Genomic DNA, 24,242 nt, shown 5'->3' on the forward strand with positions numbered 1-24,242 from the left:
TGGCTACGTCGATCCCAATCACGGTACAGTGCATTGTCATGGTGAGCTCCCAGGGCCAAGATGAAACGACCTGTCGAGGGCTCACGTTGGCGCAGGCTTGCAGATATGGTCGGTCTCAGGGGGCGATCCTGAGCCGATGGATTCCTTATCGGCGCTTGCAGTGAGGTGAGGGGCGGGAGATTTCTCCCACGGTCTGACTAGCAGAAGCGAATTCAGTCCCTCCGCCCCCGACAGGTCTCACCCTAGGACATACAAGCGAATTCATTCGCGACGCGGCCCGAAGGGCCGCCAGGCACTCACAGCCACATGGCATCCCAATGCGGGTAATCACCCAGGCGTTTCACCAAACCAGCCCTCAGCGGGTTCGCCACCACATAGCGCGCAACCGGCAGCAGCTCGCTCTCGCGCCGCAACGCCCGGTCATGGAAACCCGGCTGCCAGACCGCACTGCGTTCTCCCATCAACAGCCCCAGATGCCTGGCCGTACGCCCCTTCAAGACCTTGACCACTGAAGACAACGACACCGGTGCATCGAGCCGCATCAACCAGTGGAAGTGATCGGGCATGACCACCCAGGCCAATGAATACGCCAGCTCGAGGCGCTGCAGGCGCCTCAACTCGCCGACCAGCAACCGGGCATGGCCGAAGTGGGCGAAGAACGGGCGTCGATCAGCGGTTGTCGCGGTAACGAGATAGACCCTGCCGAGTTGGGAAACACGCCCCTTGCGCAGATCACGGCTGCCCACGAGCCTCTCCTCTTCCGGTGGAAAGAACGGACTCTAGCCAGGCAAGGGCCGTTCGGTCGCAAGGGTGAGCGCCGGAAACATCGGATCAGTGGGTAGGACGGCTATCGCACGCCGGAAGCCATCGGTGCTCATACCCTCGCGAATGAATTCGCTCCCACAGGGCCCTCCTCCTGTGCACCCTCGCTTTGCGCCATCAACACCTTCACCCGCTCGCCCACCTTGCGCACGGCGGCTTCCTGGGCCGCGCTGGGGCGGGGGGCGTAGTTCATGCGCAGGCAGTTGCGGTACTTGCCGGAGGCGGAGAAGAGGCTGCCGGGGGCGATCTGCACCCCGTCCTGCAGCAGCTCGCGGTTGAGGCGCAGGGTGTCGAAGCCGGCTGCCAGTTCCACCCACAGCATGAAGCCGCCCTGGGGGCGGCTGACGCGGGTGCCCTCGGGGAAGTACCTCATCACCCAGTCGATCATCTGGTCCCGGCCCTGCTGGTACTGGGCACGCATGCGTCGTACGTGGGGCTCGTAGGCGCCACTGGCGATGAACTCGGCCAGTGCCAGTTGCGGCTGGGTGGCGGTGGCGCCGGAGGAGATGTACTTCATGTGCAGCAGGCGGTCGAAGTAGCGCCCGGGGGCGATCCAGCCCATGCGCAGGCCCGGCGCGACGGTCTTGGAGAAGGAGCTGCAGAGCAGCACGCGGCCGTCCTCGTCGAAGGACTTGATGGTGCGCGGACGCGGGTAGCGGTAGGCCAGATCGCCGTAGACGTCGTCTTCGAGGATCGCCACGTCGTAGCGCTGGGCCAGCTCCAGCAGGGCGCGCTTGCGGGCCTCGGGCATGATGTAGCCCAGCGGGTTGTTGCAGCTGGGGGTGAGCTGGATGAGCTTGATCGGCCACTGCTCCAGGGCCATCTCCAGCGCCTCCAGGCTGATGCCGTTGAGCGGGTCGGTGGGCAGTTCCAGGGCCTTCATGCCGAAGCCCTTCAGGGCCTGCATGGCGCCGTGGAAGCTGGGCGAGTCCACCGCGACGATGTCGCCGGGCTGGCACACGGTGCGGATCGCCGTGGAGAGCGCCTCGTGACAGCCGGTGGTGATGATCAGGTCGCTGGCGGGGATGCGGCTGCCGCTGTCCAGCAGCAGCCGCGCGACCTGTTCACGCAGCGCCTGGGAGCCCTGCAGGCTGTCGTAATACAGCCCGCCGAGGTCACTGCGCCGGGCCGCCTGGGCCAGGTTGCGCAGCAGCGGGCGCAGGGTGGGGCTGGTGATGTCGGGCATGCCGCGTCCCAGTTGCACCAGGCCGTCCCGCGCGCCACGGCGCACCAGCTCCAGCAGGTCGCTCCACTGCGACACCTCCACCGGCCGCTGGGCGGCCCGCGCCACGGCGGGCAGCTCGGGCACTTGCCGGCGCAGGGAGACGAAGTAGCCGGACTTGGGCCGGGGCTCCGCCAGACCCTGGTCCTCCAGCACCCGGTAGGCCTGCTGCACGGTACTGAGGCTGACGCCGTGCTCCTGGCTCAGGGCGCGCACCGAGGGCAGGCGGTCGCCAGGGCGGTAGTAGCCCTGCTCGATGCGCTCGCCCAGGGTTTCGGCGAGCTGGCTGTAGAGCGTCATGCTGTTCTCCCTGGTGACTCACGCGCGGCCACCGACCATACAGATTCGCCGTCGATTGTGGATTCAGATGCCGAAGCCGGCAATCTGTATGAAGAAAATTCCACAACCTTGAATCTGTATCGAACACGACCTGCCACCGGACAATGGCTTCGCCCCCCAGAAAACACCAGGAGTCCGGAGATGAGCGGCTTGAGCGATGTACGGCTGACCCTTCACCCACAGGAACTGATGCAGGCCGGCGAACGCGCCGCCACGTCGGTGCAGCTGTCTGGCAGCCCCTGGCAACGCTTCTGGCTGCGCCTGGCGACCCGCAAGGCGCTGCTGGAGCTGGACGAGCACGCGCTGAAGGACATCGGCCTGACCCGCGCCCAGGCGCTGGAGGAAGGGCTCAAGCCGTTCTGGCGCGGCTAGTGGCTCACCCCAGGCGGAAGCGCGAGGTGTTGTCGTGCAGGGCCTGGCTGCCCAGGCGCAACTGCTCGGCCACGCTCTGCACCGAGCGTGCCCCGCCCAGCAGCAGCGCGGCGGCCTGGTCCACCTGCTGGATGTTGCCGCTGACCTCGTCGGCGGTGGCGGCCTGCTGTTCGGCGGCGGTGGCAATCTGCGCCAGGCGGTCGCTGACCCGCTGCACGGCATCGGCGATCCCCGACAGGTCGTCGCCCATGCTCAACACGCTGCCGACGTCACCCTCGGCCTGGCGGTAGGCGGCCTCCATCAGCGCCACGGCCTGGCTGACCACGCCTTGCAGGCTGGAGACGGTGTCGCCGATCTCCTGGGTGGAGTCCTGGGTGCGCTGGGACAGGCTGCGCACCTCGTCGGCCACCACGGCGAAGCCCCGGCCCTGTTCGCCGGCGCGGGCGGCTTCGATGGCGGCGTTGAGGGCCAGCAGGTTGGTCTGCTCGGCGATGCCCTTGATGACGTCCACCACACGGTTGATCTGCTGGGTCTGGTCGCGCAGTTGCTGCAAGGCGGTGACCGTCTCGCCGAGGCGGCCGCTCAGCTCGCGCATGCTGGCCCCGGTGCGGGCGCTGCGCTGGTTGCTTTGCATGGCGATCTGGCGGGTCTGTTGGGCGTCGGCGGCGGCACCTTCGCAGCTTTCTGCCACCGTCTGGGCCGTGGCGGCCAGTTGGTGGGCGGCGGCGGCGATCTGGCTGACCTGGCCCTGCTGCTGCTCCACCGAGACGAGGGTTTCCTCGGCCTGGTCGTTCAACTGGCGCACGGTGCCACCCAGTTGCTGGCTCTCGCGATTGACCCCGTCCAGGGAATTGCGCAGCTGCACCAGCGCGGCGTTGAGAGCCTCGGCGATCTGCGCCAGGTCGTCCCGCCCATGTACGGCGGCGCTGACCCGCAGGTCCCCGGCACGCAGGCCCTCGGCAGCCTCGGTGATGGCCGCCGTGCCTCGGCGGATTGCCGCGTTCAGGCACAACAGCATGTACAGCGCGAGCAGGGTCAGCACGGCGAAGCCGCCGATCACTTCGCTCATGCTGGCCATGGCTTGGCCACGGAACACGCCAAGGCGCAGGCGCAGGCGTTCATCGAGCGCGGTCTGCAGGGCCGCGAGCTGGTTCCCGGCCTGCTCGGCCTGGCTGATGAAGTCCGCCACTTCGAGGGTGAAGGGGTTGGCATCGAACATGCCCTTGTCCACAGCGGCGAGGTAGTTCGAGAGGGCCTCTTCGGCCTGGCTGAACGATCCGTCGAGCTCGGCATTGGGTAGCCCCTTGCCGGCAATGGCCTCGCGGGCCTTGCGCAACTGCCGCACGGAGTCGTCGAGGGCGCGGCGCAGATCGCGCACAGCGACCCGGCTCTGCAGGGTGAAGTGCCGGGAAATCACAGCCCCATGGGCGCTGGCGACGAAGTTGCCGAGCAGCTCGCGGGTGCGCGGCTGCACGTAGGTGATCTGCTCCATCATCAGGTAGGTGTCCATCACCGGGTCGAGGATCAACCCGCTGCTGGTGGCCACCTGCTCACGCAGGGACTGCAGGCTCTGCAGCACTGCCTGATAGCGCTCCAGGGCATCGGGCAGGGCGACGCTCGCCAGCACCTGGGGGCGGATGGCTTCGCTGCGGCTCTTCAGCTCGTCGAACAGGGCCCGGTTGGGCCCTTCCAGGGATTCGGCTTTCAACTGCGCGTCGACCTTGTCCAGCATCGCTTCCAGTTGCCCGGCGCGTTGCTCCAGGGTGGCCTTGGCGGCAACCTCGGTGCCCTTCCAGCGTGCCAGCAGGGTGCGCTGGACGATGGTCTCGTTGAGGGCATCGTCGAGGACGACGATCGCCCGCAGGCCGCTGAGTTCACCGTCGATCTGTGTCAGGCGCTCCTGGTAGAGGCCGGCGATGACCCACAGGGCGTACCCCAGGGGCAAGGCGAACAGCAGGAACAGGATCTGGAACTTGCGGGCGAAGCTGAACCCCTCGAGGAGGCGGACACCCGGGCTGAACAGTGCGTTCATGACGAGACCTCTCTGAATCCGGTCGGCCCCTGGCCGTGGTCGTACAAGAGGCGCTCCGGCCATCAAGCCCCGCGACTGCTCCTTACGCGGGACCGCGCATGCCAGGCGGCATGCCGTGACTCAATGCAGCAGCGACTCCATCCGCTGGATCTCTACCCGCTGGCTGGCCACCAGGGCCAGGCCGTTGCCGCTGGGGTCCAACGCGTTCTGCGGTGGCAGCAGCTTGCGGTAGGCCGCCAACTCCACGATAGGCGGCAATTGGGCAGTGGGCCCGTTTTCACGGATCGCGTGGTACAGGCCGAGGTTGACCAGGTCCACCAGGCCGATGCCGGGCCCCGGGGATTCGCCCCATAGTCCAGCACCACGCACCACCTCGATGTAGCTCTGGTCCACCGCCCACTTCTTCAGCACCACCACCCCCAGCGACTTGCCGTACTCCCGGCACAGGCGGTTGTAGAGCTCGGTGGCGGGCACCTGGTCAGCCGCCTTGAACGCGGAAAGGATGGCCATGGCGCCCACCTCACTGAGGATAGTCGCCAATAGCACATGCTCACCGGAAACATGACCGAGCAGGCGCCCCAGCACGGCACTGATGGCCGCGCGACGGGCCAGGCGGTGCCAGGTGTCGAGGAACAGTTTCTTGTGCGCCGGGCTGTGCAGCGGGAACAGGCTCTTGATGCTGTGGACCATGGTGATGCGGTCCACCTCCAGCATGCCCAGCTGGCGGATGACCTCCTCCAGGCTCCTGGGCGGCGGTGTGCCGCGCAGGCGGGCGCTGGAGGCATGCTTGACCAGGGTGGCGCTCAGCGCCGGGTCCTTGCTGATGACCCGGGCCAGGGAGCCGGTGGTGGCGTTGGGGTCGGCCAGGGCGCGGCGGATCTCCATGGTGATCATGGGCAGGCTGGGCAGCTGTTCCTCGCCGTTCATCAGCTGGGAAACCAGCTTGCGGTAGATCGAATAACCCGACTCTTCAGTACTCACCGGTGTTCCTCACGTGGCCCTTTGCCATTCTAGCCAGCCGCCAGAGGCCCACACAGTGGGGTGACACGCGTTATTCGGGCACTTGGACCCCGGCCTCTGCCGCCATGCGGGCGAAGCGGCCGTCCTCCAGCAGGCGCTGGAAGGTCTCGTCGAAGCGCACTTTGAGCGCCTCGTAAGGCTCGCGCCGGGGGAAGGCGAAGTAGCCGTCCTTGCTGTCGATGGCCGGCTGCAGCTGGACCAGGCTGCCGGCCGGCAGGGCTTCGATCCAGGGGCGGGAATTACGCTCGTTGGTGGCCAGCAGGTCGATGCGCCCGTGCTGCAGCATCAGCAGGGCATTGCCCACGCCCTCGACGCTGCGCAGGTCGAGGTGGGCGCGGGCATGGTCGAAGCGGTCGCCGTAGACCCAGCCACGGATGGCAGCGACCCGCTGCCCCTGCAGACGCGCGTAGTCACCGCCCCATTCGAGGGGCTGGTCGCTGCGGGCATAGAACACCAGGCGGTCGCGGTAGAAGGCGTGGCGGGTGAAGAGCATGCGCATTTCCCGCTCGGGGGTGCGGTAGGGGCCGACGAGGATGTCAGCGCGGCCTTCGGCGACCATGAGCTGGGCGCGGGCCCAGGGATACAGCTCGAAGCGCACGCTGTCGCCCATCTCGCCCAGCACCACGCGCAACAGGTCGGCGCCCAGGCCGATGAAACGGCCCTGGCCATCCTGTTCGTACAGTTGCGGGAAATCGGTGCCGACGGCCAACCATTCCCGGGCATGGGCCAGGGGGCAGAACAGCAGGCACGACAACACCAGACCGGGCAACCAGGACGTGCGCTTCATGCCTAAGGGAATCTCGCAGAGGGACAGCGTCAGAGCCTAGCAGGCTTTACGCCCTCGTCAGGCAGTTGCGTCAGCCTCTCTCAGAAAGCCCCTACAACCGGCGCCCTAGTGCAATGGCTATAGTCCGCTCGTCATGCCCGCCTCAGGACTGCGCATCCTGCAGCCCTCCACAGCTGGGGCGGGCATGGCTCCTCAGCCCTTCTCCCCGAGGTCGCGCCAGGTCAGGTACAGGCGCAGGTCGAACTCAAGTTGGTGATACCCCGGCAGCATGTGCTCGCAGAGCTGGTAGAACGCCTTGTTGTGGTCCCGCTCGCGCAGGTGCGCCAGCTCGTGAACCACGATCATCCTCAGGAACTCCGGCGCGGCCTCCTTGAACAGCGAGGCGACGCGGATCTCCTTCTTCGCCTTCAGTCGCCCACCCTGCACGCGGGACACGGCGGTGTGCAGGCCGAGCGCATTCTGCACCACGTCCAGCTTGTTGTCGTAGACCACCTTGTCGATGGCCGGCGCACTGCGCATGTGCTCCTGGCGCAAGGCATTGGTGTAGCCGTAGAGCGCGCGATCGCTCTGCACGTCGTGGCGGTCGGGGTAGCGGCGGGCCAGGTATTCGCCCAGGCGACCCTGGTCGATCATCTGCCGCACCTGCTCCTGCAGGTGAGTGGGGTAGGCCTTCAGATAGCGCAGCGGATCCATGGTCGAAAGGGGGATCGTGGAAGGGCGCCCATTGTACCGGGCGCGGCAGCAGGTGCCGGGATTTGTCATGACCATCACAGCGCCAGCATCGCCGTTCGTCGGGGCAATTCAGGCCCCTTCCAACCGCCTCGCTTACGGCTATTTGACAGCCGCGCCGGAGCGCCTCCGCACGGCACGCGGCTTCCCTGAAAAGGCGATGTACCGGCTGGTTACTTTTAGCGATGGCATTGCGATGTCAAACACTGATTTCGCCATTTTTATGGCGGCATGAATTTGACGATCAGTGATTCACGGGCGGTTTTGCACGCCGTATAAAGCCATCCGCCAGGTGACCCCTCTCGGGACACCCGGTACGAACAGCGGCTCAGGCCGCAATTAACCGCCCTACTTTTGGTTCGTGTGCAGTTGGCCGGATTGCCAGTGTAAGGGCGTCTCTAAAAGCGCAGCGATGACAACGCAGATCGTTTTTAGAGATGTCCGCAAGTGATTACACGCTCGTGGATGAGTTGCACCCCACTGAAAGTTCTCTTCGAGAACTCAGTCATGATCGACCTTGGAACCTGGAACCTGACCATCCCCGTCGGCGCTCCCTCTGTCACCATCGATACCCCCGCCCTGGTCGGCGGTTACCAGGACAACTACTTCAAGGCCAGCAACGGCACGCTGTTCTTCTGGACGCCAGTGAACGGCAGCACCACCGCCAACGCCATCTACCCCCGCAGCGAGCTGCGCGAGACCTTCGCCGACGGCCGCCTGCGCAACTGGAACTACAGCGCGGCGGACAACTACATGAGCGCGAACCTGGCAGTGGACCAGGTGCCCTCAACCGGCAAGATCGTGATCGGCCAGATCCACTCCTACGGCAGCACCAGCCCGCTGCTGAAACTGGAGTACCAGTACAAGACCAAGACCGGCACCGGGAACATCGTCGCCAAGATCCGCAACACCCCGGCGGACCCCGACGGCGCAGTGAGCACCCTGCTCACCGGCGTGAAGCTGGGCCAGCGCTTCACCTACGTGATCAACCTGTCGCCCCAGGGCCGCCTGAGCATCCTGGTGAACGGCACCCAGTTCAGCCAACAGCTCGACGGCACCTGGGCGCCCAAGCCGCTCTACTTCAAGGCCGGGGTCTACACCCAGGACAACGCCGGGACCGACAGCGAAGCCGGCAGCGCGACCTTCTACAACCTGAAGACCGAGCACCGGGCGCTGACTGCCGCGAACTGAGCCCAGCCCGACGAGCGCCCATGAAAAAGCCCCGCCGAAGCGGGGCTTTCTCCATGCACCGACGCCGGATCAGTTGACCTTGGCGTCCAGCTCACCCTTGGCATAGCGCTGGAACATGCCTTCCAGGGAGATCGGCTTGATCTTGGAGGCATTGCCGGCGGTGCCGAAGGCTTCGTAACGGGCGATGCAGATGTCGCGCATGGCCTTCACGGTTTCGCTGAAGAATTTGCGCGGGTCGAACTCGCTCGGGTGCTGGCTCATGTAGCGGCGGATGGCGCCGGTGGAGGCCAGGCGCAGGTCGGTGTCGATGTTCACCTTGCGCACGCCGTGCTTGATGCCTTCGACGATCTCTTCGACCGGAACACCGTAGGTTTCCTTAATGTCGCCGCCGAATTCGTTGATGATCGCCAGCCAGTCCTGGGGCACCGAGGAGGAGCCGTGCATCACCAGGTGGGTGTTGGGGATGCGCTTGTGGATTTCCTTGATGCGGTCGATGGCGAGGATGTCACCGGTCGGCGGCTTGGTGAACTTGTAGGCGCCGTGGCTGGTGCCGATGGCGATGGCCAGGGCGTCCACCTGGGTCTTCTTGACGAAGTCGGCGGCCTCTTCCGGATCGGTCAGCATCTGGCTGTGGTCGAGGATGCCCTCGGCACCGACGCCGTCTTCTTCACCGGCCTGGCCGGTCTCCAGGCTGCCCAGGCAGCCCAGCTCGCCTTCCACGGACACGCCGCAGGCGTGGGCGAATGCCACGGTCTGCTGGGTCACGCGGACGTTGTACTCGTAGTCGGCCGGGGTCTTGCCGTCTTCACGCAGGGAGCCGTCCATCATCACCGAGCTGAAGCCCAGCTGGATGGAGCGCTGGCACACGTCGGGGCTGGTGCCGTGGTCCTGGTGCATGCACACCGGGATGTGGGGGAATTCTTCGATGGCAGCCAGGATCAGGTGGCGCAGAAAGGGTGCACCGGCGTATTTGCGGGCACCGGCGGAGGCCTGGACGATCACCGGGGAATCGGTCTTGTCGGCCGCTTCCATGATGGCGCGCATCTGTTCCAGGTTGTTGACGTTGAAGGCCGGGACGCCGTAGCCGAACTCGGCGGCGTGGTCCAGCATCTGGCGCATGCTGATGAGTGCCATGGTGTTTCAGTCTCCCAAGTGGGGTGGGCTGTCGAAATGCGAAGCCTGCCGCAGGGGCAGGCCGGGTTCAAGCTTCGCGGTGGAACCCACCGCGAAAGCGGATGTTCTCAAGGGTGGTGCGACTCAGGGCGCCTTGCAGCCGCGACCGATCAGGTCGTCGGTGGTCACCCAGTAGACCAGGCCTTCGTCACCCTTGGTGTGGAAGGCCAGGCGGTCGTCGCTGTAGAGCGCGCCGGAGCCGGAAGGTTCTGCCTTGAGGCGATAAACGATGTCACCGCCGCCCAGGCGCACGTCCACTTCCTGCTGGGCCTTGTCGGCGTAGCGCCAGAACACTTCGGCCTGGCTGTCGCAGACCCAGTGGGTCCAGTTGTCCTCGGGCGCCTTCTGGCTGGCGCACCCGGCCAGCGCCAGCAGCGCTGCGAGGGCGAGAATGCCTTTCATCCTTCACTCCATGGCCGGGCGTTGCCGTCGGCTCACTGACAATGCTGTTCCGCGCTGCTGCCCAGTGTCGGGTCCCCGCTGCTCTGGGCTTCCACCCGCTGGTCGTCGCGCGTCTGCGGCAGGACGACCTGGGGCGGGCTGAGCACCTCGCAGGGCTGGGGCGCCGGGCCTCCGGCACACCCGCCGAGCACGACGAACAAGGGCAACAGCAACGTTCTGATCCACATGGCGATGACTCCTTTATCGGTTTCCCTGAACGAGAGACCGCATGCCATCGCCATGATTCAGGCCATCTTTCAGGCCCTGGCGCGCTGCTCCAGCACCTCTACGGCCGGCAGCACCTTGCCCTCGACGAACTCGAGGAACGCGCCACCACCAGTGGAAATGTAGGAGATGCGCTGGGCCACGTCGTACTTGTCGATGGCGGCCAGGGTGTCGCCACCGCCAGCGATGGAGAAGGCATCGCTCTCGGCGATGGCCAGAGCCAGGGCCTTGGTGCCTTCGCCGAACTGATCGAACTCGAACACGCCGACCGGGCCGTTCCAGAGGATGGTCTTCGACGACTTCAGCAGCTCGGCGAACTGGGCAGCGGTCTGCGGGCCGATGTCGAGGATCATGTCGTCATCCGCCACGTCGGCGATGAGCTTGACGGTGGCAGCGGCGGTTTCGGCGAACTCCTTGGCAACCACCACGTCCACCGGCAGCGGCACGCTGACCTTGGCGGCGATGGCCTTGGCGGTGTCCACCAGGTCGGCTTCGTAGAGAGACTTGCCGACCTTGTAGCCCGCCGCAGCAAGGAAGGTGTTGGCGATGCCGCCGCCGACGATCAGCTGGTCGCAGATCTGGCTCAGGGAGTTGAGCACGTCCAGCTTGGTGGAGACCTTGGAGCCGGCGACGATGGCGGCCATCGGGCGGGCCGGGTTGCCCAGGGCCTTGCCCAGGGCGTCCAGCTCGGCGGCCAGCAGCGGGCCGGCAGCGGCGACCTTGGCGAACTTGGCCACGCCGTGGGTCGAACCCTCGGCGCGGTGGGCGGTGCCGAAGGCGTCCATCACAAAGACGTCGCACAGGGCGGCGTATTGCTGCGCCAGCTCGTCGGCGTTCTTCTTCTCGCCCTTGTTGAAGCGCACGTTCTCGAACAGCACGACCTGACCGGGGGCGACGTCGACGCCACCCAGGTAGTCGGCCACCAGCGGCACCTCGCGGCCCAGGGCCTTGGACAGGTAGTCGGCTACCGGCTTGAGGCTGTTCTCCTCGGAGAACTCGCCCTCGGTGGGGCGGCCCAGGTGCGAGCAGACCATTACCGCCGCGCCCTTCTCCAGTGCCAGCTTGATGGTCGGCAGGGAAGCGAGGATGCGTGCGTCACTCTTCACGACGCCATCCTTCACCGGCACGTTGAGATCCTCGCGGATCAGCACGCGCTTACCCTGGAGGTCGAGGTCGGTCATTTTCAACACGGTCATGGAGTCAGTCCTTCACGGGGCTGGAGGTCAACGGGTTGTAGTAGCAGCCCGCAGGTAGTGGCCTGCGGTGTCGAGCATGCGGTTGGCGAAGCCCCATTCGTTGTCGAACCAGGCCAGCAGGTTCACCAGGCGCGGGCCGGACACACGGGTCTGGCTGCCGTCGACGATGGCCGAATGAGGGTCATGGTTGAAGTCGCAACTGGCATGGGGCAACTCGGTGTAGGCCAGCAGGCCCTGCAACGGGCCGCTTTCGGCCGCCTCGCGCAGCACGCGGTTGATGGCGGCGGCGGAGGTGTCGCGGGCGGTCTGCAGGGTGATGTCGAGGCAGGACACGTTCACCGTCGGCACGCGGATCGCCTTGGCCTGGATGCGCCCGGCCAGTTCCGGCAGCAGGCGCTCGATGCCCCGGGCCAGGCCGGTGGATACCGGGATCACCGACTGGAAGGCCGAGCGCGTGCGGCGCAGGTCTTCATGGTGATAGGCGTCGATCACGGGCTGGTCGTTCATGGCCGAGTGGATGGTGGTGATGGAGACGTACTCCAGACCCACCGCCTCGTCGAGAAGTTTCAGCAGCGGCACGCCGCAGTTGGTGGTGCAGGAGGCGTTGGAGACCAGGCGCTCGGAGCCGCTGAGGCTGGCCTGGTTGACGCCGAAGACCACCGTGGCGTCGATGTCCGCCTCGCTGGCCATGGGCTGGGAGAACAGCACCCGCGGCGCACCCGCGGCGAGGAAGCGCTCGCCCTCGGCGCGGGTGGTGTACTGGCCGGAGCACTCCAGCACCAGGTCGACGCCCAGGGCGGCCCAGTCGATGCCCTCGGGCTCGGCGCTGCGCAGCACCTTCACGCAGTTGCCGTTGATGTGCAGGCAGTCGCCGTCCACCTTCACTTCGCCGGGGAAACGGCCATGGGTGGAGTCGAAGCGGGTCAGGTACTCGATGCTGGCCTGGTCGGCCAGGTCATTGAGGGCGACGATCTCGAAGCCGTCACGACCGCCACGCTCGTACAACGCGCGCAGGACGCAACGACCGATGCGGCCGTAGCCGTTCAGGGCGACTTTGAAGGGGCGATGGCTGGACATGGGCGCTCGCTGGGCCGAAAGGATTGAGAACCCCGGACCCGGGCCATGACGGCCCGGGTCCGTGCAGGTCAGACGTCCAGCAGTTCTTCGGCGGTGGCGACGATGTTGTCGACGGTGAAGCCGAAATGCTCGAACAGCGCCGGCGCGGGGGCGGACTCACCGAAGCTGGTCATGCCGATCACGCGGCCTTCCAGGCCCACGTATTTGTACCAGTAGTCGGCATGGGCGGCTTCGATGGCGATGCGCGCGCCCACCTGGACCGGCAGCACGGCCTGCTTGTAGGCGGCGTCCTGCTGGTCGAACAGGCTGGTGGACGGCATGGACACCACGCGCACCTTGCGGCCGGCAGCGGTCAGGGCGTCATGGGCCTGCACTGCCAGGCCCACTTCGGAGCCGGTGGCGATGAGGATCAGCTCGGGCTCGCCTTCGCTGTCCTTGAGCACGTAGCCACCCCGGGCGATGTCGGCCAGCTGGGCGGCATCACGGGCCTGGTGAGGCAGGTTCTGGCGGGAGAAGATCAGCGCGCTCGGGCCGTCCTTGCGCTCGATGGCGGCCTTCCAGGCCACGGCGGATTCCACCGCGTCGGCGGGGCGCCAGGTGTCCAGGTTCGGGGTCGAACGCAGGCTGGTGAGCTGCTCGATGGGCTGGTGGGTCGGGCCGTCTTCGCCCAGGCCGATGGAGTCGTGGGTGAAGACGTAGAGCACGCGCTGCTTCATCAGGGCGGACATGCGCACGGCGTTGCGGGCGTATTCCATGAAGATCAGGAAGGTCGCGCCGTAGGGGATGAAGCCGCCGTGCAGGGCGATGCCGTTCATGATGGCGCTCATGCCGAACTCGCGGACGCCGTAGAACAGGTAGTTGCCGGCGGCGTCATCGGCGGAGACGCCCTTGCAGCCTTTCCACAGGGTCAGGTTGGAGCCGGCCAGGTCGGCGGAGCCGCCGAGGAACTCGGGCAGCAGCGGGCCGAAAGCGTTCAGGGCGTTCTGGCTGGCCTTGCGGCTGGCGATGGTCTCGCCCTTGGCGGCCACTTCAGCGACGTAGGCAGCGGCCTTCTCGGCGAAGTCGGCCGGCAGTTCGCCCTTGATGCGGCGCTCGAACTCGGCGGCCAGCTCCGGATGGGCGGCGGCGTAGGCGGCGAAGCGCTGGTTCCACTCGTTCTCGCGGGCAGCGCCGGCGGCCTTGGCGTCCCACTCGGCATAGATGTCGGCGGGGATTTCGAACGGGCCGTGGTTCCAGCCCAGGGTGGCGCGGGTCAGGGCGATCTCGTCGTTGCCCAGGGGCGCGCCGTGGCACTCTTCCTTGCCCTGCTTGTTCGGCGAGCCGAAGCCGATCACGGTCTTGCAGCAGATCAGGGTCGGGCGGTCGGTGGTCTTGCGCGCGGTCTCGATGGCGGTGCGGATCTCTTCGGCGTCATGGCCGTCGACATTGCGGATCACCTGCCAGCCGTAGGCTTCGAAGCGCTTCGGCGTGTCGTCGCTGAACCAGCCATGGACTTCGCCGTCGATGGAAATGCCGTTGTCGTCGTAGAAGGCGATCAGCTTGCCCAGGCCCAGGGTGCCGGCCAGGGAGCAGACCTCGTGGGAGATGCCTTCCATCATGCAACCGTCACCCAGGAACACGTAGGTGTTGTGGTCGACGATGGTGTGGCCTTCACGGTTGAACTGGGCGGCCAGTACCTTCTCGGCGATGGCGAAGCCCACGGCGTTGGCGATGCCCTGGCCCAGCGGGCCGGTGGTGGTCTCGACGCCGGCGGTGTAGCCGTACTCCGGGTGGCCCGGGGTGCGGCTGTGCAGTTGGCGGAAGTTCTTCAGGTCATCGATGGACAGGTCGTAGCCGGTCAGGTGCAGCAGGGAATAGATGAGCATCGAGCCGTGGCCGTTGGACAGCACGAAGCGGTCGCGGTTGGCCCACTGCGGGTTGCTCGGGTTGTGCTGCATGTAGTCACGCCAGAGCACTTCGGCGATATCGGCCATGCCCATGGGGGCGCCGGGGTGGCCGCTGTTGGCTTTTTGCACCGCATCCATGCTGAGGGCACGAATGGCATTGGCACGCTCACGACGGCTGGGCATCGCTGATCTCCTGCGGGTTGAATGACGCTGAACGAAAAAAGGCGGCTATTTTCGCCCAGCGGGCAGGCTCGGGGCAATGACAGATGGTCGAAGAGGCGCAGCTTCCCTCAGGCCGGGCTGCTCAGACAGGGCGCACGGAACAGTTCGCCATGCCACAGGCCGGCCAGCGTACGGCGCATCACCAGGACCCAGACCAGCGCCAGGCCGGCGGCCAGCAGCAGCCCGAAGCCCCCGAAGGCGACCATGTCGGTCTGCCGCTGCAGCTCCAGGCTGGCCAGGGCGAACACCCCCAGCGGGAAGGTGAAGCCCCACCACCCCAGGTTGAAGGCCATGCGCTGGCGCCGGTAATGCAGGGTGAACAGCAGGGCGATCACCAGCCACCAGAACCCGGCCCCCCAGAGCACGAACGCGCCCATCAGGCCGACGGCGGGCGCCAGGCTGCCCAGCCCTTCCAGGGGCGTACCGGCGAAGGCCGCCGGGGCGGCGTGGCCCAGGGTCATCAGCCCCAGGCAGCCGGTGGCCAGCGGCCCCAGGGGCAGCCAGCTGGTGGCGGCGAAGGCGGTGTCCGGCAGCTTGTGCAGGGCCAGGCGCAGCAGCACCAGGGTGATCAGGGAGAACGCCAGGGTCAGGGACAGGCCCCACAGCAGGTAGCCGCTCACCAGCAGCGGCCGCGCCAGCTCCGGCGCCAGGTGCGGCGCCAGCACCCCGGCACTGGCCGCCGCCACCTCGGGTGCGACGATGGGTAGCAGCCACACCGCCGTCAGGGACTCCAGGGCATGGCGCTGGTGGGTGAACATCAGGTACGGCACCAGCAGGGCGCTGCCCAGGGCCAGCAGCATGTCCAGCCACCACAGCCCGTGGGCCAGGGCATAGGCCGCCTCGCCCCAGCGCGGGCCACCGTAGAGCACCAGCCCGTTGATCAGCGTTGCCAGCCCCATGGGGATGGCCCCCAGGAACATCGACTGGACCGGGTGCGCCAGCATGGGCCCGATGGTTTCCGGGAACGCCACCAGGCGACCGATGAACAGCAGGCTGAAGGCCAGGAACAGCACCAGGTCCAGCGCCCAGACCACCTCCCCCAGTGGACGCAGGGCGACCAGTGGGCCCGGCAGGTTGCCCAGCACCAGCGCCAGCACGCCGGTGCCCATGGTCACAGCGAACCAGCCGGGGATGAAATGGCGCACCAGGGCGCTGGGATGATCGAGGCGGGTGAAAGGGCGAGGCATGGCGGCTCCGGTCGGGCGGTCCCGTGTCAGACGATGCCTGCACGATACGGCCGGGCGTGCTATACGAAAAATACATCCTCGATATGCCAGACATGCCTTTCATTTATGAATCTGCACCACCTCAAGGTCTTTCTCGCCGTCGCCGAAACCGGCGCCATCAGCGCCGGCGCCGAGCGCCTGCACATCAGCCAGCCGGCGGTCACGCGGGAAATCCGCGAACTGGAGGGGCGCCTGGGCCTGCCGCTGTTCGATCGCCAGCCCCGCGGCGTCACCCTGACCGAAGCCGGCCAGCGCCTGCTGGCCTACGCCGAGCGCATCTTCGCCCTGGAGCAGGCCGCCGAGCGCGAGCTGCAGGTCTTCGCCGGGCTGGGCGACGGCGAGCTGCAACTGGGCGCCAGCGCCACCCTCGGCAGCTACGTGCTGCCGCCGCTGATCGCGCGCTTCCACCAGACCCACCCGCAGATACGCGTCGAGCTGCGGGTGGGCAACACCCGCAGCATCCTCCGTGACCTGCAGGACCAGCGCATCGCCCTCGGCTTCGTGGAGGGCGAATTCGACCACCAGGCCTGCGCCTTCCAGCGCCTGGAGCAGGACAGCCTGGTGGCGGTGTGCGCCCCCGATCACCCGTTGGCCCGACGGGGCACCCTGCGGGCCCGCGACCTGGCCGACTACCCGCTGTACCTGCGGGAAGAGGGCTCCGGCACCCGCGCCAGCATCGAGCAGGCCTACCACGCCCACGGCCTCGGCACCGACCCGCGCCTGGCCATCGGCAGCACCGAGGCCCTGAAGCACCTGGTGGCCCAGGGCCCCGGCCTGGCCTGGCTGTCCCGCCGCGCGGTGGCAGACGAGCTGGCTGCGGGGCGCCTGATCGCCCTGACGGTGGACGACCTGCACATCGAGCGTGAGCTGCACGTGCTCTGGCTGCCGGGCCGCAGCCTGGCCCCGGCGCCGGCAGCCTTCCTGGCGCTGGCCCTGGACGGCCAGGCGCCGCCGATCAGCAATATCAAAGAATCTTGATATTGGGATTGCGAGCAGGGGGAGCGCTGACTAGACTGCGCCCCCATGAACCTGCGCGTGCCCCAGATCCGCCATGACGACTGCGACGAGCTGGCCGCCCTGTGCAAGGCCGGTGGCGATCCGCTGCGGCTGAACGTGCTGCGGGCGCTGGCCAACGATTCGTTCGGCGTCCTGGAGCTGGCGCAGATCTTCGCCATCGGCCAATCGGGCATGAGCCACCACCTCAAGGTATTGGCCCAGGCCGGGCTGGTGGCGACGCGCCGCGAAGGCAACGCGATCTTCTACCGCCGCGCCATCGCCCGTAGCGACAGCCTGGGTGGCGCCCTGCACGCCGCGCTGCTGGTCGAGGTGGACGCCCTGGCGCTGCCGGACGACGTACTGGCCCGTATCGCCGAGGTGCATGCACGGCGTGAAGCCGCCAGCCGCGAGTTCTTCGCCCGCACCGCAGAGAAGTTCCAGGCCCAGCAGGACCTGATCGCAGGACTGCCGCAATACCGTGACAGTGTGCTGGCACTGCTGGACGCGCTGCGTCTGCCCGAGGCGGCCAGCGCCGTGGAGATCGGCCCGGGCGACGGCGGGTTCCTGCCTGACCTCGCCCGCCGCTTCCGGCGGGTGGTCGCGCTGGACAACAGCCCGGCGATGCTGGAGCTGGCGCGCCTGCGCTGCGAGGCCGAAGGGCTGGGGAACGTCGAGCTGAAGCTCGCCGACGCCCTGGATGACGAACAGGAAGCCGCCGACTGCGTGGTGCTGAACATGGTCCTGCACCATTTCGCCGCCCCGGCCGAGGCCCTGAAACAGCTGGCCCGCCACCTGCTACCCGGCGGCGCCCTGCTGGTGACCGAGTTGTGCAGCCACAACCAGAGTTGGGCCAGGGAGGCCTGCGGCGATCTCTGGTTGGGCTTCGAACAGGACGATTTGGCCCGTTGGGCCGATGCCGCGGGGCTCACGCCCGGCGAGAGCCTCTACATTGGCTTGAAGAACGGCTTTCAGATTCAGGTGCGGCACTTCGCCAAACCGGACTCGCGAAGCGACCTCACCCACCGGTAGTAAAGGAAACCGATAGATGAGCGAATACTCCCTGTTTACCTCCGAATCCGTGTCCGAAGGCCATCCGGACAAGATCGCCGACCAGATTTCCGATGCCGTCCTCGACGCCATCATCGAGCAGGACAAGCACGCCCGCGTGGCCGTGGAAACCCTGGTCAAGACCGGTGTCGCCATCGTCGCCGGCGAAGTGACCACCAGCGCCTGGGTCGACCTCGAGCAGATCGTCCGCGACGTAATCAACGACATCGGCTACACCAGCTCCAACGTCGGCTTCGACGGCGCCACCTGCGGCGTGATCAACATCATCGGCAAGCAGTCCGTGGACATTGCCCAGGGCGTCGACCGCTCCAAGCCGGAAGACCAGGGCGCCGGTGACCAGGGCCTGATGTTCGGCTACGCCAGCAACGAAACCGACGTGCTGATGCCGGCCCCGATCCGCTTCTCCCACGCCCTGGTAGAGCGCCAGGCCGAGGCCCGCAAGTCCGGCCTGCTGCCGTGGCTGCGCCCGGACGCCAAGAGCCAGGTCACCTGCCGCTACGAGAACGGCAAGGTCGCCGGCATCGACGCCGTGGTGCTGTCCACCCAGCACAACCCCGAAGTATCCATGGCCGACCTGCGCGAAGGCGTGATGGAGCTGATCATCAAGCACAGCCTGCCCGCCGAGCTGCTGCACAAGGACACCCAGTTCCACATCAACCCGACCGGCAACTTCGTGATCGGCGGCCCGGTGGGCGACTGCGGCCTGACCGGCCGCAAGATCATCGTCGACTCCTATGGCGGCATGGCCCGCCACGGCGGCGGTGCCTTCTCCGGCAAGGACCCGTCCAAGGTGGACCGTTCCGCTGCCTACGCCGGCCGCTACGTGGCCAAGAACATCGTCGCCGCCGGCCTGGCCGACCGCTGCGAGATCCAGGTTTCCTACGCCATCGGCGTGGCCCAGCCCACCTCCATCTCGATCAACACCTTCGGCACCCACAAGATCGCCGAAGACACGATCATCAAGCTGGTGCGCGAAGTCTTCGACCTGCGTCCCTACGCCATCACCAAGATGCTCGACCTGCTCCACCCGATGTACCGCGAGACCGCCGCGTACGGCCACTTCGGCCGCACCCCGCAGCAGAAGACCGTCGGCAACGACACCTTCAGCACCTTCACCTGGGAGAAGACCGACAAGGTCGACGCCCTGCGTGCCGCCGCCGGCCTCTAAGCCGACGCGAAGCAAAAAGCCCCGCCATCGTGCGGGGCTTTTTCGTTTACGGCCTTCGGCAACCGCGTATCGCACGCCCCGCGCGCGTGCTTTCCCACGCCCTAATCGGCCCTCTTTACCGGTACTCCTGGCGACACTGGCGGCTCGCAGCCTCACCCGAGCCACCCTGTTCAAGGAAGAACCATGCGCACCTCCGCCCTGCTGCTCCTGCTGACCTTCCCCGTCGCCATCTTCGCCACCCCCTCCTGCCCCGACTGGCCTGCAGACAAGGCCCGCCAGGAACTCACCACCCTGGACACCCAACTCGCCGCCTGGAACCAGGCCTATCACCTCGAAGGTCACTCGCCGGTGGCGGACGAGCTGTACGACCAGGCACTGGCCGAACGCGACCGACTCGACCGGTGTTTCCCCAACGGGGCGGGCGCCCCGCCCGATCCGCTCGACGGCGCCGGCGGCAAGCAGCTGCACCCGGTGCCCCAGACCGGCCTCGACAAGCTGGCCGATGCCAGCGCCCTCGCCCGCTGGATGCGGGGGCGCGAGGACTTCTGGGTGCAACCCAAGGTGGACGGCGTGGCCGTGACCCTGGTGTACCAGGACGGCCACCTGGCCCAGGCGATCAGCCGGGGCGACGGGCGCCAGGGCGAAGACTGGACGGCCCGCGCCCGCCAGTTGCCGGCGGTCCCCACCGAGCTGCCGGGACTGGCCGGGCGGCAGGTCCTGCAGGGCGAGCTGTACTGGAAGCGCCCCGGCCACGTGCAGGCACAAGCAGGCGGCCAGGGTGCGCGGGGACGGGTCGCCGGGCTGATGGCTCGCCAGCGACTGAGTGACGAGGACGCAGCAGGCATTGGCCTGTTCGTCTGGGACTGGCCCGGCGGCCCGCCCGAGATGGCGGCGCGGCTCGATCGCCTGGCGCAGCTGGGCCTGGACGACACCCGTCGGCTGACCCGCCCGGTGCACAGCGCCGCCGAGGTCGAGAAGCTGCGCGAGCAGTGGTACCGCTCACCCCTGCTCTTCGCCAGCGACGGCATCGTGGTGCGCCAGGGTCGCGCGCCGGCACCACACACCTGGGAGCCACGACCGCCCCACTGGGCAGTGGCCTGGAAGTACCCCTTCGCCCAGGCACTGGCCGAAGTGCGCCGGGTGGAGTTCCGCATCGGCCGCACCGGGCGCATCACACCCCTGCTGTACCTGGAGCCGGTCACCCTGGAGGACCGACGCATCCAGCGTGTCGGCCTGGGCTCCCTGGAACGCTGGCAAGCGCTGGACGTCCGCCCCGGTGATCGGGTCGCGGTCGCACTGGCCGGGCTGACCATTCCGAGGGTGGACGCGGTGGTGACCCGCGCGGTGGAACGCCCGGCACTGGAGGCGCCCGACCCGGCCCTGTTCCACCCCCTGAGCTGCTGGACGCCGGAGGCCATGTGTCGCCCCCAGTTTCTCGCCCGCCTGGACTGGCTCTCGGGCAAGCAGGGGCTGGACATGCGCGGCATCGGCGCCGGCACCTGGGAACAGTTGCTGCAGGCCGGAACGCTGGAGGGGCTGCTGGACTGGCTGGACTTGGAAACCACCCGCCTCGACACGGTGCCGGGCTTTTCCCACGCGCGCAGCCAGGCCTTCCACGAGGCCCGTGAGCGGGCCCTGAGCCGACCATTCGCCGACTGGCTGAAGGCACTGGGGGCACCACCGGGGCATAGCGTCGCTGAAGGAGCAGACTGGCGAGCGCTGGCCGCGCTCGATGAGGCCGATTGGCGACAGCGCCCTGGCGTGGGCCCGAAGCGGGCCGCGCAGCTAAAGGCGTTCTTTTACCATCCGCAGGTCGCCGACCTGGCCGCCCGCCTGGGAGCGGCGGGCGTGGAGGGTTTCGCGCCGGCTCAGTAGGCGCGGAATTCCTTGTGGCAGGCCTCGCAGGCGTCTTCCACCTTCTGCACCAGCGGCGCCATGGCCTGGGGCTGCAGCGGGCGGTTGGCCGTGGCGGTCGCCAGTTGGCCGGTGGCGGCCTCCAGCTCGCGGGCCAGGGTCTGGAAGCGCTCCTGGCGCTGCCACACTTCGTCACGGGCATCGCTGCCGTGCTCATCCTGGCGCACCTGGGGGAAGTGCTGCCAAGGCTGATGGGCCAACTGGTCCAGCTGCTTGGCGTTGTCGGCGAACTTCTGCTCGTCGAAGGTCACCCGGCCACGCAGCATGCCGCCCATGTCTTCGCTGACATGGAGCATCTGCTTGAACAGTGCCTGGCGCTTGCCCAGCGGGGAGTTGGGATCGACACCGCCACAGGCGGTCAGGGCGAGGCAGGCGGAAAGCAGGATCAGGGCAGGGATCGTCTTCATGGGAGCGGTGCACCGAACAGCTGGCGGCGGGGGCGCACAGTATCGACACCCGCCGGGCAAATACCAAGGGTGGCGACAGTTTGTCGCAGCCCTGTCCGCCCGGCGGCGTCGCCCGTCAGGCGGACACGAAGAAGAACGCGGCGATCAGTGCCATGCCGACGAACCACACCAGCGAACGCAGCAGCGCCCAGTCCGCCAGGTAGCAGACGAAATACACCACGCGACTGACCACGAAACCGACGGCCAGCAGGTCGAGGGTCTGCTGCGGCGCCTGGCCGATCTGGTGAGCGGCCAGCAGCGCGGCGGCAAAGGCCGGCGTGACCTCGAAGGCGTTGTGCTGGGCGTTGTCGGCACGCTTGCGCCAGCCGGTGAGGCCGGCGAGGAAGGTGCGCGGGTCGTGGTTCTGCCGCGGCCCGAAGTCCCCCCCGGTGAACTTCGCCACCCCCGTGGAGAGGTAGGGCAGGAACAGGGCGATCAGCAGGCACCAGTAGGCAAGGGTCATGGCAGGCTCCAGTCAGGAAGGGGAGCGCGGAGCCTCCCAGCCCTGGCCGGGGCTGTCCATGGCCGCCGCAACCGGGGTCGCGGCACGGCGGCCAATCCGGCGCTATTCCTTGAACTGGTCGCGGATGTAGGTGATCTCGGTCTTGCCATGGGCAGCGGGCTTGCCGTCGTCGCCGAGGTTGACGAAGACCATGCGGTCGATGGTGAGGATGCTCTTGCGGGTGATCTTGTTGCGCACTTCGCAGCGCAGGGTCAGGGAGGTACGACCGAACTCCGTAGCAGTGATGCCCAGCTCGATGATGTCGCCCTGGCGCGCGGAGCTGACGAAATTGATCTCCGACATCAGCTTGGTCACCACCCGCTGGCTGCCCAGCTGGATGATGGCGTAGATGGCGGCCTCTTCGTCGATCCACTTCAGCAGGCTGCCACCGAACAGCGTGCCGTTGGGGTTGAGGTCCTCGGGCTTGACCCATTTGCGGGTGTGGAAATTCATGGAATCCCTCCGGTTGGCGAGTGACGGCGCGATGATCGCAGGGCGCTGTCGGCTCGTCCAAGCGACGCACTCAATCGCCTCGATAGCAGCAGACGGAAAGCCTTGGGGAGTGCCGTTCGGGCCGCTATAATCTCCACCGCTTCAAACGGCCCACCGGGCCGTTCCCGCCACCTGTCCGAGGGGCGCTGCAGCAGGGCTGTCTTCGATGGCGCCTGTCAGGCTCGGATGGGGCGTTCCCCAAACGCATCAACGGCGCCCATTCGCACCCAACGAATGGAGAGTTCGCATGAGCGCTGTCATCACGCCTGCCGATTTCAACGATTACAAGGTCGCCGACATTTCCCTGGCCGACTGGGGCCGCAAGGAACTGACCATCGCCGAGTCCGAGATGCCGGCCCTGATGGGCCTGCGTCGCAAGTACGCCGACAGCCAACCGCTGAAAGGCGCGAAGATCCTCGGCTGCATCCACATGACCATCCAGACCGGCGTCCTGATCGAGACCCTGGTTGCCCTGGGCGCCGAAGTGCGCTGGTCGTCCTGCAACATCTTCTCCACCCAGGACCAGGCCGCCGCCGCCATCGCCGCCGCCGGCATCCCGGTGTTCGCCTGGAAGGGCGAGACCGAGCAGGAGTACGAGTGGTGCATCGAGCAGACCATCCTCAAGGACGGCAAGCCCTGGGACGCCAACATGGTGCTGGACGACGGCGGTGACCTGACCGAGATCCTGCACAAGAAGTACCCGCAGATGCTGGACAGGATCCACGGCATCACCGAAGAGACCACCACCGGCGTGCACCGCCTGCTGGACATGCTCAAGGCGGGCACCCTGAAGGTCCCGGCGATCAACGTCAACGACGCGGTCACCAAGAGCAAGAACGACAACAAGTACGGCTGCCGCCACAGCCTGAACGACGCCATCAAGCGCGGCACCGACCACCTGCTGTCCGGCAAGCAGGCCCTGGTGATCGGCTACGGCGACGTGGGCAAGGGCTCCGCCCAGTCCCTGCGCCAGGAAGGCATGATCGTGAAGGTCTCCGAGATCGACCCGATCTGCGCCATGCAGGCCTGCATGGACGGCTTCGAGCTGGTCTCCCCCTACAAGGACGGCATCAATGACGGCACCGAAGCCAGCATCGACGCCGCCCTGCTGGGCAAGATCGACCTGATCGTCACCACCACCGGCAACGTCAACGTCTGCGACGCCCACATGCTCAAGGCCCTGAAGAAGCGCGCCGTGGTGTGCAACATCGGCCACTTCGACAACGAGATCGACACCGCCTTCATGCGCAAGAACTGGGCGTGGGAAGAGGTCAAGCCGCAGGTGCACAAGATCCACCGCACCGGCGCCGGCAGCTTCGATCCGGCCAACGACGACTACCTGATCCTGCTGGCCGAAGGCCGCCTGGTGAACCTGGGCAACGCCACCGGCCACCCGAGCCGCATCATGGATGGCTCCTTCGCCAACCAGGTACTGGCGCAGATCTTCCTGTTCGAACAGAAGTTCGCCGACCTCTCTGCCGAGAAGAAAGCCGAGCGCCTGACCGTGGAAGTCCTGCCCAAGAAGCTGGACGAAGAAGTGGCCCTGGAGATGGTCAAGGGCTTCGGCGGCGTGGTCACCCAACTGACCAAGCAGCAGGCCGACTACATCGGCGTCACTGTCGAAGGCCCGTTCAAGCCGGACACCTACCGCTACTGACAGCCCCAGGCCGTGGACCGCACACGCGGTCCGCGGCCT

24 protein-coding genes and 1 riboswitch are annotated in these 24,242 nt (G+C 67.2%); of the genes, 8 read left to right on the forward strand and 16 right to left on the reverse strand.

The annotated features are described in order from the left end of the window. Positions 1–296 precede the first annotated feature (296 nt). The gene (locus tag SZ55_RS07055) at positions 297–746 is read right to left on the reverse strand and encodes an REP-associated tyrosine transposase (RefSeq protein ID WP_044403485.1); all 450 of its coding nucleotides are present in this window, start codon (positions 744–746) and stop codon (positions 297–299) included. Positions 747–874: 128 nt separating this feature from the next. After that, positions 875–2,344, reverse strand: a complete 1,470-nt coding sequence (locus SZ55_RS07060) for an aminotransferase-like domain-containing protein (protein WP_044403487.1) — start codon at positions 2,342–2,344, stop codon at positions 875–877. Positions 2,345–2,524: 180 nt separating this feature from the next. Between SZ55_RS07060 and SZ55_RS07065 the strand changes: the two genes are divergently transcribed. Further along, on the forward strand, positions 2,525–2,755 hold the full coding sequence (locus tag SZ55_RS07065) for a DUF1127 domain-containing protein (RefSeq protein ID WP_044403489.1): 231 nt from the start codon (positions 2,525–2,527) through the stop codon (positions 2,753–2,755). A gap of 4 nt (positions 2,756–2,759) precedes the next feature. On the opposite strand, the gene SZ55_RS07070 is transcribed toward SZ55_RS07065, so the two are convergent. The 4 genes from SZ55_RS07070 to SZ55_RS07085 all read right to left on the reverse strand — a co-directional run bounded on the left by SZ55_RS07070 (position 2,760) and on the right by SZ55_RS07085 (position 7,287). Continuing rightward, positions 2,760–4,787, reverse strand: coding sequence for a methyl-accepting chemotaxis protein (locus SZ55_RS07070; protein ID WP_044403491.1), 2,028 nt, complete (start codon positions 4,785–4,787; stop codon positions 2,760–2,762). Between the two features lie 120 nt (positions 4,788–4,907). Next, positions 4,908–5,768, reverse strand: coding sequence for an HDOD domain-containing protein (locus SZ55_RS07075; protein WP_044403493.1), 861 nt, complete (start codon positions 5,766–5,768; stop codon positions 4,908–4,910). A 70-nt stretch (positions 5,769–5,838) separates the two neighbouring features. Continuing rightward, positions 5,839–6,594, reverse strand: a complete 756-nt coding sequence (locus tag SZ55_RS07080) for a substrate-binding periplasmic protein (protein ID WP_044403495.1) — start codon at positions 6,592–6,594, stop codon at positions 5,839–5,841. Positions 6,595–6,786: 192 nt separating this feature from the next. Next, positions 6,787–7,287: a M48 metallopeptidase family protein gene (locus SZ55_RS07085; RefSeq protein WP_044403496.1), complete on the reverse strand. Its 501-nt coding sequence runs from the start codon at positions 7,285–7,287 to the stop codon at positions 6,787–6,789. A gap of 67 nt (positions 7,288–7,354) precedes the next feature. Between SZ55_RS07085 and SZ55_RS07090 the strand changes: the two genes are divergently transcribed. Together SZ55_RS07090 and SZ55_RS07095 are read left to right on the forward strand one after the other, a co-directional pair. Then, positions 7,355–7,558, forward strand: a complete 204-nt coding sequence (locus SZ55_RS07090) for a hypothetical protein (protein ID WP_152644448.1) — start codon at positions 7,355–7,357, stop codon at positions 7,556–7,558. Between the two features lie 272 nt (positions 7,559–7,830). After that, positions 7,831–8,514, forward strand: a complete 684-nt coding sequence (locus tag SZ55_RS07095) for a polysaccharide lyase family 7 protein (protein WP_044403500.1) — start codon at positions 7,831–7,833, stop codon at positions 8,512–8,514. A gap of 69 nt (positions 8,515–8,583) precedes the next feature. On the opposite strand, the gene fba is transcribed toward SZ55_RS07095, so the two are convergent. From fba to SZ55_RS07130, 7 genes are all read right to left on the reverse strand, one after another. Further along, positions 8,584–9,648, reverse strand: a complete 1,065-nt coding sequence (gene fba / locus SZ55_RS07100) for a class II fructose-bisphosphate aldolase (RefSeq protein ID WP_044403502.1) — start codon at positions 9,646–9,648, stop codon at positions 8,584–8,586. A gap of 123 nt (positions 9,649–9,771) precedes the next feature. Further along, positions 9,772–10,089, reverse strand: coding sequence for an MliC family protein (locus tag SZ55_RS07105; RefSeq protein WP_044403504.1), 318 nt, complete (start codon positions 10,087–10,089; stop codon positions 9,772–9,774). 32 nt (positions 10,090–10,121) lie between these two features. Next, complete coding sequence (locus SZ55_RS07110) at positions 10,122–10,316, reverse strand: hypothetical protein (RefSeq protein WP_044403506.1); 195 nt, start codon at positions 10,314–10,316, stop codon at positions 10,122–10,124. Between the two features lie 69 nt (positions 10,317–10,385). Then, entirely contained in the window at positions 10,386–11,549 is a 1,164-nt protein-coding gene (locus tag SZ55_RS07115; RefSeq protein WP_044403508.1) for a phosphoglycerate kinase, read from the reverse strand. 27 nt (positions 11,550–11,576) lie between these two features. Continuing rightward, positions 11,577–12,626, reverse strand: coding sequence for an erythrose-4-phosphate dehydrogenase (gene epd / locus SZ55_RS07120; protein WP_044403510.1), 1,050 nt, complete (start codon positions 12,624–12,626; stop codon positions 11,577–11,579). 68 nt (positions 12,627–12,694) lie between these two features. After that, positions 12,695–14,695 (reverse strand): transketolase, encoded by a 2,001-nt coding sequence (gene tkt / locus SZ55_RS07125; RefSeq protein WP_044403511.1) that lies wholly within the window; start codon positions 14,693–14,695, stop codon positions 12,695–12,697. 107 nt (positions 14,696–14,802) lie between these two features. Next, the gene (locus SZ55_RS07130; protein ID WP_044403513.1) at positions 14,803–15,921 is read right to left on the reverse strand and encodes a TDT family transporter; all 1,119 of its coding nucleotides are present in this window, start codon (positions 15,919–15,921) and stop codon (positions 14,803–14,805) included. Between the two features lie 105 nt (positions 15,922–16,026). Between SZ55_RS07130 and SZ55_RS07135 the strand changes: the two genes are divergently transcribed. The 4 genes from SZ55_RS07135 (at position 16,027) to ligB (ending at position 21,067) form a co-directional block, all read left to right on the forward strand. Next, on the forward strand, positions 16,027–16,938 hold the full coding sequence (locus SZ55_RS07135; RefSeq protein ID WP_044403515.1) for a LysR family transcriptional regulator: 912 nt from the start codon (positions 16,027–16,029) through the stop codon (positions 16,936–16,938). 45 nt (positions 16,939–16,983) lie between these two features. Continuing rightward, entirely contained in the window at positions 16,984–17,985 is a 1,002-nt protein-coding gene (locus tag SZ55_RS07140; protein ID WP_044403517.1) for an ArsR/SmtB family transcription factor, read from the forward strand. 16 nt (positions 17,986–18,001) lie between these two features. Then, positions 18,002–19,192, forward strand: a complete 1,191-nt coding sequence (metK, locus tag SZ55_RS07145) for a methionine adenosyltransferase (protein ID WP_044403519.1) — start codon at positions 18,002–18,004, stop codon at positions 19,190–19,192. 183 nt (positions 19,193–19,375) lie between these two features. Next, on the forward strand, positions 19,376–21,067 hold the full coding sequence (gene ligB / locus SZ55_RS07150; RefSeq protein WP_044403521.1) for an NAD-dependent DNA ligase LigB: 1,692 nt from the start codon (positions 19,376–19,378) through the stop codon (positions 21,065–21,067). On the opposite strand, the gene SZ55_RS07155 is transcribed toward ligB, so the two are convergent. The 3 genes from SZ55_RS07155 to SZ55_RS07165 form a co-directional block, all read right to left on the reverse strand. Further along, positions 21,061–21,513, reverse strand: a complete 453-nt coding sequence (locus tag SZ55_RS07155; RefSeq protein WP_044403523.1) for a c-type cytochrome — start codon at positions 21,511–21,513, stop codon at positions 21,061–21,063. The genes ligB and SZ55_RS07155 overlap by 7 nt on opposite strands. A gap of 115 nt (positions 21,514–21,628) precedes the next feature. Continuing rightward, a complete protein-coding gene (locus tag SZ55_RS07160; RefSeq protein ID WP_044403525.1) occupies positions 21,629–22,015 on the reverse strand; it encodes an MAPEG family protein in 387 nt (128 codons plus the stop codon). A 102-nt stretch (positions 22,016–22,117) separates the two neighbouring features. Then, complete coding sequence (locus SZ55_RS07165) at positions 22,118–22,507, reverse strand: acyl-CoA thioesterase (RefSeq protein WP_044403527.1); 390 nt, start codon at positions 22,505–22,507, stop codon at positions 22,118–22,120. Between the two features lie 171 nt (positions 22,508–22,678). Beyond that, a riboswitch (S-adenosyl-L-homocysteine riboswitch) is annotated at positions 22,679–22,772 on the forward strand. Between the two features lie 21 nt (positions 22,773–22,793). Here SZ55_RS07165 and ahcY point away from each other — a divergent pair. Next, positions 22,794–24,203 carry an adenosylhomocysteinase gene (gene ahcY / locus SZ55_RS07170; RefSeq protein WP_044403529.1) on the forward strand — a complete coding sequence of 470 codons (1,410 nt, stop codon included), beginning with the start codon at positions 22,794–22,796 and terminating at the stop codon, positions 24,201–24,203. Positions 24,204–24,242: the final 39 nt, after the last annotated feature.

The organism is Pseudomonas sp. FeS53a (assembly GCF_000931385.1).
GTDB lineage: Bacteria > Pseudomonadota > Gammaproteobacteria > Pseudomonadales > Pseudomonadaceae > Metapseudomonas > Metapseudomonas otitidis.

Bases quoted from the DNA above. Each gene is read 5' to 3' on its own strand.
- SZ55_RS07065 (WP_044403489.1), top strand. From the start codon at position 2,525: ATGAGCGGCTTGAGCGATGTACGGCTGACCCTTCACCCACAGGAACTG.
- SZ55_RS07140 (WP_044403517.1), top strand. From the start codon at position 16,984: ATGAACCTGCGCGTGCCCCAGATCCGCCATGACGACTGCGACGAGCTG.
- SZ55_RS07130 (WP_044403513.1), bottom strand. From the start codon at position 15,921: ATGCCTCGCCCTTTCACCCGCCTCGATCATCCCAGCGCCCTGGTGCGC.
- SZ55_RS07070 (WP_044403491.1), bottom strand. From the start codon at position 4,787: ATGAACGCACTGTTCAGCCCGGGTGTCCGCCTCCTCGAGGGGTTCAGC.
- SZ55_RS07110 (WP_044403506.1), bottom strand. From the start codon at position 10,316: ATGTGGATCAGAACGTTGCTGTTGCCCTTGTTCGTCGTGCTCGGCGGG.
- SZ55_RS07135 (WP_044403515.1), top strand. From the start codon at position 16,027: ATGAATCTGCACCACCTCAAGGTCTTTCTCGCCGTCGCCGAAACCGGC.
- SZ55_RS07160 (WP_044403525.1), bottom strand. From the start codon at position 22,015: ATGACCCTTGCCTACTGGTGCCTGCTGATCGCCCTGTTCCTGCCCTAC.
- tkt (WP_044403511.1), bottom strand. From the start codon at position 14,695: ATGCCCAGCCGTCGTGAGCGTGCCAATGCCATTCGTGCCCTCAGCATG.
- SZ55_RS07085 (WP_044403496.1), bottom strand. From the start codon at position 7,287: ATGGATCCGCTGCGCTATCTGAAGGCCTACCCCACTCACCTGCAGGAG.
- SZ55_RS07115 (WP_044403508.1), bottom strand. From the start codon at position 11,549: ATGACCGTGTTGAAAATGACCGACCTCGACCTCCAGGGTAAGCGCGTG.
- fba (WP_044403502.1), bottom strand. From the start codon at position 9,648: ATGGCACTCATCAGCATGCGCCAGATGCTGGACCACGCCGCCGAGTTC.
- SZ55_RS07080 (WP_044403495.1), bottom strand. From the start codon at position 6,594: ATGAAGCGCACGTCCTGGTTGCCCGGTCTGGTGTTGTCGTGCCTGCTG.
- epd (WP_044403510.1), bottom strand. From the start codon at position 12,626: ATGTCCAGCCATCGCCCCTTCAAAGTCGCCCTGAACGGCTACGGCCGC.
- SZ55_RS07095 (WP_044403500.1), top strand. From the start codon at position 7,831: ATGATCGACCTTGGAACCTGGAACCTGACCATCCCCGTCGGCGCTCCC.
- ligB (WP_044403521.1), top strand. From the start codon at position 19,376: ATGCGCACCTCCGCCCTGCTGCTCCTGCTGACCTTCCCCGTCGCCATC.
- SZ55_RS07155 (WP_044403523.1), bottom strand. From the start codon at position 21,513: ATGAAGACGATCCCTGCCCTGATCCTGCTTTCCGCCTGCCTCGCCCTG.
- SZ55_RS07060 (WP_044403487.1), bottom strand. From the start codon at position 2,344: ATGACGCTCTACAGCCAGCTCGCCGAAACCCTGGGCGAGCGCATCGAG.
- SZ55_RS07105 (WP_044403504.1), bottom strand. From the start codon at position 10,089: ATGAAAGGCATTCTCGCCCTCGCAGCGCTGCTGGCGCTGGCCGGGTGC.
- ahcY (WP_044403529.1), top strand. From the start codon at position 22,794: ATGAGCGCTGTCATCACGCCTGCCGATTTCAACGATTACAAGGTCGCC.
- SZ55_RS07165 (WP_044403527.1), bottom strand. From the start codon at position 22,507: ATGAATTTCCACACCCGCAAATGGGTCAAGCCCGAGGACCTCAACCCC.
- metK (WP_044403519.1), top strand. From the start codon at position 18,002: ATGAGCGAATACTCCCTGTTTACCTCCGAATCCGTGTCCGAAGGCCAT.
- SZ55_RS07090 (WP_152644448.1), top strand. From the start codon at position 7,355: ATGACCATCACAGCGCCAGCATCGCCGTTCGTCGGGGCAATTCAGGCC.